This is a genomic window from Oceanobacillus sojae, from assembly GCF_007991515.1.
Lineage (GTDB): Bacteria > Bacillota > Bacilli > Bacillales > Amphibacillaceae > Oceanobacillus > Oceanobacillus sojae.
The window spans coordinates 95,687-109,286 of the sequence record NZ_BJYM01000002.1 but is presented as its reverse complement, the minus strand read 5'-3'; the positions used below and the strand labels follow the sequence as shown (position 1 = coordinate 109,286).

The 13,600-nt window shown below is 39.7% G+C and carries 9 protein-coding genes and 1 tRNA gene; 8 read left to right on the top strand and 2 right to left on the bottom strand.

Going from position 1 to position 13,600, the window contains the following annotated elements:
* Positions 1-2 precede the first annotated feature (2 nt).
* The 3 genes from argB to carB are packed head-to-tail and all read left to right on the top strand — an operon-like array spanning position 3 to position 5,220.
* Positions 3-803 (top strand): acetylglutamate kinase, encoded by an 801-nt coding sequence (argB, locus tag OSO01_RS02320; protein WP_147208239.1) that lies wholly within the window; start codon positions 3-5, stop codon positions 801-803.
* On the top strand, positions 796-1,989 hold the full coding sequence (locus tag OSO01_RS02315) for an aspartate aminotransferase family protein (RefSeq protein WP_147208237.1): 1,194 nt from the start codon (positions 796-798) through the stop codon (positions 1,987-1,989). Before argB ends, OSO01_RS02315 begins: the two co-directional genes overlap by 8 nt.
* 3 nt (positions 1,990-1,992) lie before the next feature.
* A complete protein-coding gene (gene carB, locus OSO01_RS02310) occupies positions 1,993-5,220 on the top strand; it encodes a carbamoyl-phosphate synthase (glutamine-hydrolyzing) large subunit (RefSeq protein WP_147208235.1) in 3,228 nt (1,075 codons plus the stop codon).
* 191 nt (positions 5,221-5,411) lie between these two features.
* Here the strand turns inward: carB and OSO01_RS02305 are convergent, their stop codons facing one another.
* On the bottom strand, positions 5,412-7,418 hold the full coding sequence (locus OSO01_RS02305) for a S9 family peptidase (RefSeq protein WP_147208233.1): 2,007 nt from the start codon (positions 7,416-7,418) through the stop codon (positions 5,412-5,414).
* Between the two features lie 164 nt (positions 7,419-7,582).
* A complete protein-coding gene (gene dat, locus OSO01_RS02300; protein WP_147208231.1) occupies positions 7,583-8,455 on the bottom strand; it encodes a D-amino-acid transaminase in 873 nt (290 codons plus the stop codon).
* A 248-nt stretch (positions 8,456-8,703) separates the two neighbouring features.
* Between dat and OSO01_RS02295 the strand changes: the two genes are divergently transcribed.
* From OSO01_RS02295 to OSO01_RS02275, 5 genes are all read left to right on the top strand, one after another.
* Positions 8,704-8,777 (top strand) — tRNA-Gly (locus tag OSO01_RS02295).
* A gap of 191 nt (positions 8,778-8,968) precedes the next feature.
* Complete coding sequence (locus OSO01_RS02290; protein ID WP_147208229.1) at positions 8,969-10,666, top strand: ABC-ATPase domain-containing protein; 1,698 nt, start codon at positions 8,969-8,971, stop codon at positions 10,664-10,666.
* A 68-nt stretch (positions 10,667-10,734) separates the two neighbouring features.
* Complete coding sequence (gene queG / locus OSO01_RS02285) at positions 10,735-11,871, top strand: tRNA epoxyqueuosine(34) reductase QueG (RefSeq protein ID WP_147208227.1); 1,137 nt, start codon at positions 10,735-10,737, stop codon at positions 11,869-11,871.
* A 99-nt stretch (positions 11,872-11,970) separates the two neighbouring features.
* Entirely contained in the window at positions 11,971-12,825 is an 855-nt protein-coding gene (locus OSO01_RS02280; RefSeq protein WP_147208225.1) for an amidase domain-containing protein, read from the top strand.
* A 77-nt stretch (positions 12,826-12,902) separates the two neighbouring features.
* Positions 12,903-13,376 (top strand): tRNA (cytidine(34)-2'-O)-methyltransferase, encoded by a 474-nt coding sequence (locus OSO01_RS02275; RefSeq protein ID WP_147208798.1) that lies wholly within the window; start codon positions 12,903-12,905, stop codon positions 13,374-13,376.
* Positions 13,377-13,600 lie beyond the last annotated feature (224 nt).

The window sequence follows — 13,600 nt, the reverse complement described above, 5'->3', positions numbered from 1 at the left end:
TAATGACAAAAGCAGTATTTAAAATAGGCGGAAGTATATTACAAGAGCTGCCGAAATCCTTTTATCAGCTGCTGATTGATTTGAAGGAAAAAGGGATTTGTGATCCTGTGATTGTTCACGGCGGCGGGCCGGAAATCAATCAGGCGCTAAAACAAATGAATATTGAAAGTACTTTTGTTGACGGGCTTCGTGTTACTACAGAAGAAGTATTGGAAGTAGCACAGATGGTTATGAGCGGAACAATCAATAAACGGATTGTCGGTTTATTTCAGGGACAGAATGGAAAAGCAATCGGATTAAGCGGCGTAGACGGCAGGCTGCTGCAGGCTAAACCTATTCATAATGGAAAGCTGGGATTAGTGGGAGAAATCACAAAAGTGGAAACAGCCTGGATTGACATGATACTGAAAGAGGGGGGCATCCCCGTTATTTCTCCGATTGCAGCAGGTGAAGGGGAAAGCCGTTTAAATATTAATGGTGACACAGCAGCCGGAGCTGTAGCAGAGGCATTAGGTTGCAAGCTTGTTCTAATCAGCAATATCCCCGGAGTAATGGAAACAATCAACCAGAAAGAAATTATTTATCATCATTTAACAAAGAATGATGTGGAAGCAATGATAGCTTCGGGAGTAATTTATGGCGGCATGATACCCAAAGTGCGCTCTGCTCTGGCAAGTTTAAAGGGGGGCGTAGAAGAATCAGTGATTTTAAACGGCCTGGAGCCTGATAATATTTTAAAATATTTAGATGGTGAAAAGGTAGGAACTATTTTAAGAGAAAAGGAGATTGCAGAACATGTCTAGTACAATGACAACATCAGCATTAATGAAAAACTATCAGCGCCTGCCAATTACTATTTTAAAAGGTAAGGGAAGCTATGTATGGGGTGATCAGGGTGTGAAATATCTTGATTATACATCAGGGATTGCTACATGCAGTCTGGGACATGTACCAGATTATGTGCAGGAAAAAATATCAGAGCAATTAGAGAATTTATGGCATGTTTCTAATTTATACCGGATTCCTCAGCAGGAAGCATTGGCTGAGAAATTAGCTTCTTTAAGCTGCTTCGACCAGGCATTCTTTTGTAACAGTGGCGCAGAAGCGAATGAAGCGGCTATCAAATTAGCTAAAAAGTATGCAAAAGACCATCAGAAGCCGGAAAGAACAGAAATCGTTACCTTTTCAAATTCCTTTCATGGAAGAACTGGTTCGACAATGGCGGCAACTGCACAGACGAAAATTCATAACGGCTTTACGCCATTAACGCCCGGGTTTACTTATTTACCGTTTAATCAGCAGGAGGCAATTGAGCAAATAGATGCCGATAAAACAGCAGGTGTTTTATTGGAGCTTGTGCAGGGAGAAGGCGGGGTTCATCCGGCAGATGTGCAGTGGGTAAAAACTCTATATGCGTATTGCAAGGAAGCGGATATTTTGTTTATGGTTGATGAAATCCAGACAGGAATCGGCAGAACGGGATCTCTTTTTGCATACGAGCAATATGAAATAGAACCGGATGCGATTACTTTGGCTAAAGGCTTAGGCTCTGGTTTTCCTATTGGAGCATTATTAGCAAAAAACAAAGCGGCAGAGAGTTTTTCTCCCGGAACGCATGGCAGTACCTTTGGCGGAAATCCTTTGGCAGCAACAGCAGGGCTGGCTACATTGGAGCAAATTACAGATACTAATTTTTTAGAAGGGTTACAGGAGAAAAGCCTGCTGTTAACAGAAGCGTTAACGAAGCTGGCAGAAACTAATTCACTCATTAAAGCGGTTAGAGGAAAAGGATTTTTAATCGGATTGGAAGTTGAAAATAAAGCTGGTGTCTGGGTCGAAAAATTAAGAGAAAAACAAATTCTTGTTTTAACAGCAGGGGAGAATGTTGTGCGTATTTTACCTCCATTAACAACAGAGAAAGAAGAGTTATTCACTTTTATCGGAGTGATAACGGCTATTGCAGCAGATTTAGAGGAGAAGGGAGAATAATATATGCCTATACATCCAGGGATTAAGAAAGTGCTTGTTTTAGGTTCGGGACCAATTGTTATCGGGCAGGCAGCAGAGTTTGATTATGCAGGAACACAGGCTTGTCTTGCTTTAAAAGAAGAGGGGCTGGAAGTAGTTCTTATCAATAACAATCCCGCGACTATTATGACAGATGAAGCTATCACAGACCAGGTCTACTTAGAACCATTAGAGGTAGAGGTGGTCGAAAAAATCATTGAAAAAGAAAAACCGGATGGTTTAATTGGAACCTTGGGTGGGCAAACAGGATTGAATTTATCCATGGAGCTTCATGATAAAGGAATTTTGGAAAAATATAATGTAGAATTACTGGGAACATCTATTGCTTCTATTCAAAAAGGAGAAGACAGAGAAAAGTTCAGAGATTTAATGATTGCCATCCAGGAACCTATTTCTGAATCACAAATTGTGACGAATATAGAGGATGGTCTGTCTTTCGCTGAGCAGATTGGTTACCCGGTTATTCTCCGTCCAGCCTATACATTAGGCGGGGAAGGCGGGGGATTTGCGAATAACAAGGAAGAATTCTGTGACTTATTAGCAAAAGGCCTCCATTTAAGTCCTATACACCAGGTGCTTGTAGAACGCAGTATCAAAGGCTGGAAAGAGATTGAATATGAAGTAATGCGTGATGAAAGTGATGCCTGTCAAATTATTTGTGATATGGAAAATGTTGATCCGGTCGGGGTTCATACCGGTGATTCAATCGTTGTTGCTCCGGCTCAGACATTAACACCAGAACAAAGCAGAATCTTGCGTGACGCATCTATAAAAATTATTCGGGCATTGGAAGTAGTCGGCGGCTGTAATATTCAATTTGCCCTGCATCCGGAAATGAATGAATACTGTATTATCGAGGTAAATCCCCGTGTCAGCCGTTCTTCAGCATTAGCATCTAAAGCAACAGGCTATCCTATTGCAAGAGTAGCAGCAAAATGTGCAGTCGGCTATCATCTGGATGAATTAGTGGATCCAGTCAGCGGAGCAACCTACCTTCATTTTACACCTGATTTAGATTATACGGTTGTGAAAATTCCACGTTTTCCATTTGACAAGTTCTCAGAAGCAGATCGCAGTCTGGGGACACAGATGAAAGCAACGGGGGAGGTTATGTCTTTGGATAAAACCTTCGAAGGTGCATTAAATAAAGCAGTCCGTTCGCTGGAAATGAATGTTCAATCATTGCACTGGCCGGTTTTTGCAGAAAAATCGGAGGAAGAATTAATGGCGCTGCTTGAAGAACCAAATGATTTACGTCTCTTTGCAATTGCAGAGGCCTTCCAGCGTCAAATTTCTATTGCAAGGGTATCTGAACTGACTTTAATTCAGCCCTATTTCTTAGAAAAGATTGCAGCAATGATAGAGCTGGAAAAAAATTTAGCAGCAACTGGGTGGGGGAATATAACAGAAGAATTAATATTACAGGCAAAGCAATATAATATTAGTGATGTACGCCTGGCTCAGCTATTTGATATCCAGCCTGCAGGTTTACGTCAATATTATAAAAATCACGGTCTTTCCCCTAATTACCGTTTTGTCGATACATGTCCAGGTACTTCGGGTAAAAATTCCACTTATTTTTATTCAACCTGGTCAGATTTTAATCAAGTGCTTCCCGTGTCTGATAAGAAGAAAGTACTTGTTATCGGCTCTGGACCAATCCGTATCGGGCAGGGAGTTGAATTTGATTATTGCTCTGTTCATGCTGTGCAGGCTCTGCAGAAGGCCGGCTATGAAGCGGTAATGATCAATAATAACCCGGAAACAGTCAGTACAGACTATACAGTGGCAGACCGTCTCTATTTTGAACCGCTGACTCTTGAAGATGTGTTAAATGTGATGGAAATAGAGCAGATTGAAGGAGTCCTTATTCAGTTTGGCGGACAGACGGCCATCAATTTAATGGAGCAGTTAAAAGAAGCAGGTGTTTCTGTTTTAGGTACTACTCCTGAAAACATGGATAAAATGGAAGACCGGGAACAATTCTATGCTTTTTTAGAGCAATTAAATATTGCGCATATACACGGAGAAATTGTGCATAGTGCTGAACAGGCGAAAGCAGCAGCTTATCAGCTTGGTTATCCTGTTTTAATCCGTCCTTCTTATGTTATTGGCGGCCAGTCAATGTTTGTCTGCTACAACAAGGAGGAGTTAATCAGTAACGTAGAGAGAGTGCAGGTAGATACCTATGACCAGTGCTGGCCATTATTGATGGATTCGTATTTGCCAGGATTAGAATGTGAAGTAGATGTAGTGAGTGACGGGGAAAATGTGATTATTCCGGGGATTTTTGAGCATATTGAAAAAGCAGGAGTTCATTCGGGGGACAGTACGAGCGTATTCCCGTCGATCACATTAACAAATCAGCAAAAGGAACAAATTTATCACATCTCGAAAAAAATTGCCACAGAGCTGCCGATTGTAGGAATGATGAATATCCAGTTTGTCATTTATCAGGAAGAAGTATATGTCCTTGAAGTAAACCCGAGATCTTCCCGCACTGTGCCGGTAGTAAGCAAGGTAACAGGAATTCCGCTGGTTGCTTTAGCAGTAAATGCGCAAATAGGTGAGTCCCTGCAAGTCTTTATGAAGGAATTCTCTGCTTATAAAGAACCGGATTATTATACAGTTAAAGCACCTGTTTTTTCTAAAAATAAATTAAAAGGTGTCGATCATATTTTAGGACCGGAAATGAAATCAACCGGGGAAGCAATCGGTATGGACGTTACTTTGGAAAAGGCAATTAGAAAAGCGGTCATACTTTCTCAGCATAAGTTGAATAACACAAAAAAGTGGTTTGTATCAGTTAGCAATCACCATAAGGAAGAAAGCATACCGTTTATTCAGGAAATTGCCGAAAAAACAGAAATCATTGCTACTCAGGGAACAAGCACATATCTGGAAAACAATCAAATTCCTTCTATAACTGCGGATCGTGAAATAGCTGATCTCAAAAAGCTGTTTTTGCATGATCCACCGGGGTATGTGATTAATATTCCAAGTATCGGAAGAGATAAAGAACGATTCGGCTTTCAGCTTAGAGAGCTTTGTATTCAATTGAATATTCCTTACTTTACCAGTCTGGAAACGGCAAAGCTTGTATGGAAATATCAGCATCTAGAGCAGAAGGATATTCAATCTTTACAAGAATATTTAAAAACAATGAATAAAGTTGACAGTGTTACCTTGTAAATAAACAGAAAAAACTGCCTGCACGCAGGGATAATTCCTAATGATATCAGCATCATTATCTGGTGTAATCCTATTTAACCAATAAAAGTGTGAGGCTTGATAACAATTACCGGAAAGAAAGCATTATGTATCTAAAACCATAAAAATAGAGGCTGACAGGAGCTGTCGCCTCTATTTTTTCGAGTTCATTATTAGAGATACTTTTCAAACCAGCGGCATATATTATCTAACCGGGCTACCCGAAGTGTAGGATTGCCGCTTCGACTCAATTCATGGTTAGCATTCGGGAACCGGATAAATTCCACTTCCTTATTTAAATGTTTTAAGGTAATAAATAATTGTTCGCCCTGCTCAATTGGACAGCGGTAGTCTTTTTCACCATGCAGAATAAGCAGTGGTGTCTCCACGTTTTCTGCATATTTCAACGGAGATATATCCCAAAGCTCTGTCGGATCCTCCATTAAGTTCACACCATGCTCCCATTTTGTAAAGAAGAAGCCGATATCACTTACACCATAAAAGCTTAACCAATTGGAAATGGACCTTTGTGTAACAGCTGCTTTAAAGCGGTTTGTATGACCGACAATCCAGTTTGTCATAAACCCGCCATAGCTGCCTCCTGTCACACCTAAGCGATTTTCATCAATAAAGGAATACTGTTCCAGACAATAATCAACAGCCTCCATCAGATCGTGGTAATCCCCTTTACCATAGTTCTCACGCACACCATTGACAAACTCCTGTCCATAACCATGGCTGCCGCGGGGATTTGTATAAAGTACAACATATCCTTTAGCTGCCAGAAGCTGCAGCTCATGGAAGAAGGTTTGTCCATACATGGCATGCGGACCGCCGTGAATCTCCAATACAAAAGGATATTTTTTACCTTCCTGGAAACCGTATGGACGAAGCAGCCAGCCCTGTATTTCTAAACCGTCACTTGAAGTAAAAGTAATCTCCTCCGGACTGCTTAAAGCTATCTCACTGATAAATGTTTTATTTACATCTGTCAGCTGCTCTAATGTACCGTCTGCTGACAGTTTGTAAAAATTACAAGGATCTGTCGGAAGGCTGATTCCTAATATAAAGCTTTTAGTATCCGGGTTATAAGAAAAGCCGAATAGATGATTATTATCACTGTAGCGTATTTTTAAATTACCCTCTAAATCTGTTTCATATAAAGAAACGGTTCCATTATCTGACCCGACAAAGTAAATAGATTCGTTGTCCTCAGACCAGACAGGACCAGCTTCCGAGCTGCCAAGACGTGTATCTCCGACCATTGTATCTCCGGGCTGGATGCTCCAATCTCTGGACAGGAGCATTCTTTCCTTACTCTCTACGTCGTATATGAACAGCTTTGTCAATGTAGCACCAGCATATTCAAATCCGTGACCGTAAGCAACAATTTTTTTACTGTCTGTCGAGAAGGATGCCCCGTGATAGCTTCCTTTACTGTCTGTTAATTTGATTATTTCTTTCGATTGCAATTCAAGTAAATACAGATCAGAAACCAGTGAAGAATCAGCATCTTCCTCCAAATTAGCAGCAAAGATAAGCGTTTTGTTATCAGGAGCAACATCCACCAAGTGGTGATCAGCCTCTTTATCCGTCAGCTGATGAAAAGTACCTGATGTTAGATCATATTGAATAATTTGAACTTTGGAATTATCATGGAATCCTCGTGCATCTGATTTATATCTTAGGCGGTCCACAACCAGCGGCTTTGTCTGCGCTTCTTTTTGCTTTGCCTTTTTTTCTTCTTTATTTAATTCTTTTAAAGCAGAAATATCATCATCTTTTTCAAGGTAGGAGCAGAATAAAATAGATTTTCCATCCTCTGACCAGACAGGTGAGAAAGCACCATTTGGAAATGTAGTAACTTGTTTTGCTTCCCCGCCACCCATATCTGTCAGCCAAATTTGTGAAGCACCGCTGCGATTGGAAAGGAAGAAGGCTTTTTCCTTGTTTGGAGAAACGCAAAACGTATGATTTCGATGACTTCCTGAAGTCCACTGTTTATGTGAATCATCGATAAGATTATGTACATAAACCTGTGATTCATATTCTTTATCTTCATTAACAAATGTGGTGACATAACTATACCTGTCTTCTGAAATAAATTGCGGCTCGCTAAGAACCTTAATATTCTGAAAATCTGTTGCGGTAATAGCTCTTTTCTTTGTCGATGCAGTCATAATACCCCTCCTGAATTTAAAAAATGTATTTCATTCTATCTGTATTTCAGTTTAAACTATTTCGGGTTGCGAATCAATAATATTTAGCTGTATACTTGTGATTTGCCATAGAGCATTTATTAATACAAAAACAGCCATCTTGAAAAAAAGACGGCTGTTTCTAATTACAAGTTTGTAATTAATTTATCAGTAATTTTAGCATCCTGTTCATATGCTCTTTGAAGTATACGAGTAATTTTGCCAGGTTCACCATTACCAACGACAACATTATCAAGTTGGATTACAGGCAATACTTCGGATGTACTGCTGGATAAAAACATTTCATCAGCATGTTGAATATCTTCAATATGAAAGGCTTCTTCAATCAGCGGAATGTTCTCTGCTTTTAAGAAGCGTTCTACTGCCATTCGTACACAACCATGTAAGATATTATTGGTAGCCGGGTGTGTATATACTTTCCCATCTTTTACTAAGTAGATATTGGAAGAACTGCATTCCGTTACAACACCATCACGATGGAGAATAGCTTCATAGCAGTTATTTTCTTTTGCTGTCTGTTTTGCCAAAACATTCGGCAGCAGATTTAAACTTTTGATGTAACAGTTTTCCCATCGGACATCACGCTGGGAAATTGTCTTCACACCGTTTTCCAATATCTTTTCATTTCTTGGTAAGTCCTGAAGATATGCATAGATATTAGGTGTGACTTCGTGTGGGAAGATATGATCTCGCGGAGCTGAACCACGTGTGATTTGCATATATACCTTTCCATCATTTTTCATATTATTTTTTTCCATTAATTGATGTAATAGTTCCGTCATCTTTTCTTTATTATATGGGATTTTAATTTTTATGGCCTCGGCAGAACGATACAGACGATCGACATGTTCTGTCAGGAGATAGTATTCACCTTTATAAATACGAATCACCTCATAAATTCCGTCGCCAAACTGTAATCCTCTTTCTTCAAATGGGTAGCTTAGACTATCCTTATCAACAAACTCTGATTGGGTAAGAATAGTTGAATATACTGACATTTTAAAATTCTCCTCTCCGTGAAGCATAACAATAGTTTATTACGCGACCAGATGATTGTAAATAGATAACAAGATAAACTTCAGCATTTTAGAAGTGTATGCGCTGGAATTTTATATTATTCTTGAAGTCCATTATTTCTAAATATTACTTTTGATTAACTTTTTATGAAAAAAATAAATTTATTGTTGATTTTTAGCGAATACGTTGCTATAATAAATTTTGTCATTGAAAAACAATTGAAAATCATGCGGGTGTAGTTTAGTGGTAAAACCTCAGCCTTCCAAGCTGATGATGAGGGTTCGATTCCCTTCACCCGCTCCATACATATGTGATAACGCAGTGTTTCGTACTTAGTCTACGAAGTGTTGCGTTTTTATTTTGTACTAGAATATATTAGATTGAACGAATGCAGGTTTTTCCTAATAAAATATTTGTTTAACTTCTTTAAAACAATAGTAACCTGTCTATAAAAGAGGGTATAGTAAAAATCATAACAGATAGGAGAAGCTATTATGAATCGTCTTAAAAACAGTTTATTACAAATTGACCGGAAAAGTTACAAGTCGTATAAGCAAATTGCAGGAAGCTATACGTATCCTCGTTACACGCTCCATATTGACTATGTACAAGGTGATCCATTTGCAAGCCCTTCGAGAATAAGAGTGGTAATTCCTGAGAAAGAGCGTCACGTGGCAGCTGAATGGCTGGAAACGAAAGCCCGCCGGATTGCTGTGGAGGATGCTTTTGCAAGAGTGGTTGGTAAAGCAGTGAATCAAAATAAGATTTTCATTAAAGGTTCGGGTAAAAGCGGCATAGTTGCTTTTGACGGCCCTGGTCAGGAAATATTAGAACGGACAGCTGTAAGTGTTACCAAAAAGGAAATTACTGTTTGTTTATCGGCAGGATTACCTGCTAATGGGCGTTCCATTAACGGAAAAGAAGCAGTGAAATTATTCAATCAGGCTATTCCTGGTTTATTGGAGGATTCAGTCTTCCAAATCTTAGATAAAGATATTGAGAAAACTGTTCAGCTGGCGGATCAGCAAGAAGCGATATGGAAAGCAATGAAAGTAAATAATTGGGTGAGTTTTATTGCCAATGGCTCTATTTTACCAAGAAAAAGCGGTGTAAGTGATTTGCCGGCTAAAGGTGCGGTAGCCTTTAAAAGTCCTGAAGAAGATGAGGTGGAATTAGAGCTTCCTCATGATAAAATAGTAAAAGGAATGGCAGTTAAAAAGGGAGTCACATTAATCACCGGAGGAGGTTATCATGGGAAAAGTACACTGCTCCAGGCAATCGAACGTGGTGTTTACCCTCATTGCGAAGGGGACGGACGTGAATTTATCTGTACTGACCCGAGTGCAGTTAAAATTAGAGCAGAGGATGGAAGGGAAATATCGTCTGTAAATATCTCTCCTTTTATTTCTAACCTGCCCCATGGAAAAGGCACAACTTCTTTTTCAACAAGTAATGCCAGCGGTAGTACGTCACAGGCTGCCAATGTAATGGAGGCACTGGAAGTAGGAGCGGAAACATTGCTTATTGATGAAGATACAAGTGCAACAAATTTTATGATTCGTGACAGTCGCATGCAAAAGCTGATTGACCAAAAAAATGAACCGATAACACCTTTCATACATCGAATTAGGCAGCTGGTGGATGAAGCAGGCAAATCGGTGATTTTAGTAACGGGCGGATCTGGAGATTATTTTTCCGTAGCGGATACAGTTATTCTTATGGAGGAATATAAGCCAAAGAATGTAACACTAAGAGCAAAGCAAATCATAAAGGAAGAACCTATTGCACATAGTAATGTGGAACCCGCAGATTTTACAAGTTTGAAGAATCGGCAGTTATCAGCCTCTACATTTTCCAAACAGACAGATAAAAGATTTAAAATCCAGGCAAAGGGGCAATTTCAAATTTTATTTGGAAAAGAACCAATCACCTTTGCTTATACAGAGCAGCTGACAGACTCTTCGCAAACAAGAATGATTGCAGAAATCATTCAATATCTTTACAGGAATGCAGGAAAGAATTTTTCTTCGTTTGAAGCATTAATAGAGCATATAGATGATAAAATGGATCAAGGCTTGGAAAAGCTGACTAAAAGTAACGGAAAACATCCGGGAGATTTAGCAAGACCAAGAAAAAATGAAATTGCAGCGGTATTAAACAGAATGCGCTCAGGAGTGTTTTTAACGGAATAAGTTTTCATAACCTCAATATTTAAAGTGGATTGACAGAAATTAAAAGTAGATAGAAGGGGGGCGGTAAGGTGAGAGTGGACGAACTGAAAAAAGATATTCAAGCATATGCAAAAACTATTGGAATAGACAAAATCGGCTTTACAACAGCGGATATTTTCACAGAAATGAAGGAGCGTCTAAAACGTCAGCAGGAGTTAAAATATCAATCCGGCTTTGAAAAGGGAAGCATTGAAGAAAGAACAGAGCCCAAAAGGCTGCTCCCGGAAGCACAGTCTATTATTTCCATTGCCGTCGCCTATCCATCGCGTTTGGAGAAAACACCGCGAGGAACAAAAGGAGACAGACGAGGTATTTTCGCACGCGCTTCCTGGGGAATTGACTATCACATAGCTTTACGGAAGCGGTTGGATAAGCTGGGGGAATATATTAAAGCAAGAGTACCTGATGCTATCATCAAGTCTATGGTAGATACAGGAGAATTAAGTGACCGGGCCGTTGCTGAACGGGCAGGTGTGGGCTTTAGCGGCAAAAATACGTCGATTATTACAAAGGAGCATGGTTCCTTTGTTTATCTGGGAGAAATGCTGACCAATATTCCATTTATTCCTGATGAAAAGATAGAGGATGGCTGTGGAGATTGCACCATTTGCTTAGATGCCTGCCCTACAGGTGCTATTGTACAGGGCGGACAGCTGAATGCCCAGCGCTGTATAGCTTTCTTAACACAGACAAAAGATTTTCTGCCGGAGGAATTCCGGACCAAAATAGGAAATCGATTATACGGTTGTGATACATGTCAGCAGGTTTGTCCCTGGAACCGGGATAAGGATTCTCATTTTCATAAAGAACTGGAGCCGGATCCAGAATTGGTTAAACCTAAGCTTAAACCAATGCTGCATTTGTCGAATCGGGAGTTTAAAGAGAAGTTTGGGCATATGTCAGGATCCTGGAGAGGAAAAAAGCCGATTCAGCGTAATGTTATTTTAGCATTGGGTCACTATAAAGAAGCATCTGCTGAAAATGATTTGATTGCTTTGATGAAGAATGATCCCAGGCCGGTTATCCGTGGCACTGCTGCCTGGTCATTAGGGAAAATAGGAACAGATGCAGCAAAAGAAGCACTCTCTAAAGCGCTGGAAAAAGAAGATAATGAACAAGTACAATATGAAATGCAAAATGCACTGTCTGCAATGAATATAAAGTAAAGTCTATGTTCAAATAGACTTTGTCGCAGCCAGACAGGCTGTTTTTTTGACCTAATTCGCCTCCTCTATGCATAAGCTTTGACGAGGAGGCGATTTTTAATGGGAGATATCACTACCTATTGGCAGCATTTTTTCAGGGAGAATAAAGAAAGCCAGGATTGGTGGCATAAAAAGAAGGCTCTTTGCAAGAAAAGGAAGGCACAAATTGTAAAGATAAAAGGAAAAGGAATTGTTTTAAGCAGACAATCCTACGATACAATCAGAAATACGGGGTATGCAGTTCATCTGGTATATTTAATGAAGCAGGGCGATTTTTTTTACACAGAAGAACAGATTATCCCTTATCAGCTTACGGAAAAATCGAACGGAGAAGTCAAACACCAATATATTGAAAAGCCTCCAGCAGAAAATACCAGTAATCAGATTCCCGTATTAAAACAGGAAAATATGAAGCAAAGTAAGCGTCAAATAGAATATAACCGGCTGGAAGCAGTAAAATATGCTGAACGCTGGTGGAACAGTTTCAATCCCGAATATCGCCGCTTTGAAGATGACTGTACGAATTATATCTCGCAATGTCTGCGGGCAGGTGGAGGTCCGATGTGGGGAGAACCGGTCCGTGAGCGCGGCTGGTGGTATGGAAGGGATTCATGGAGCTTCAGCTGGTCTGTGGCGCATTCTTTCAGGTGGTATTTAAGCGGATCTGAACGCGGTATTAGAGGAATAGAGGTTGAGCAGCCGGAAGAGCTTAATCCAGGTGATGTGATCTGCTATGATTTTGATGGTGATGGCGCCTGGAATCATACGACTATTGTAGTGGCAAAAGATGCTGATAATATGCCGCTTGTCAATGCACATACAAATAATAGCCGCAACCGTTATTGGTCTTATGAGGATTCTGCAGCCTGGACGCCGGAAATTCAATATAAATTTTTTCGGATTGAGATAAGTTAGTGTATAATTAATTTTTGAATAGAGATAGAAGGCAAAATACTAATCTCTTAGAATTTGTAACTGAAGGAGAATGAATGGTGAGTTTGCACGTTGTATTATTTGAACCGGAAATCCCGGCTAATACAGGGAATATCGGCAGAACATGTTTAGCAACTGGAACGACTTTACATCTTATCCGTCCACTCGGTTTTTCAACAGATAGTAAAATGGTCCGCCGTGCTGGTCTGGATTACTGGGAGCATGTCGATGTAAAAGAATATGATTCCATAGAAGATTTGTATAAAACCTATCCAGAAGGAAGTTTTTACTATATAGAAAACTTTGGAACAAAATATTACACAGATTTTGATTTTTCACCTGTAGACATGGATCAATTTTTTGTGTTTGGAAAAGAGTCCACAGGAATCCCGCGTGAACTGCTGACGGATAAAGAAGATAAATGCCTGCGGATTCATATGAATGATAAGGTTCGTTCATTAAACCTTTCAAACACTGCCTCCATTATTATTTATGAAGCATTAAGACAGCAGGGATTTCCAAATTTACATTAAAAAAAGATGTCTCCAATTTTGTGGAGACATCTTTTTTAACATCTAAACGTTTTTGAAAAAGTATTATATTGGTTCTCAAGTGCGCTGGTCTTCTTTTGGTACTCCTGGTTTTGATTCGTAGCCGGCTGTGAAGCAGGAGACGAGGAATGTAACAATAACACCCATAAGTAATGCTAATTTCATAATGTGGTTCCTCCTTTTATGTAGTAATGGTACCCAATTTT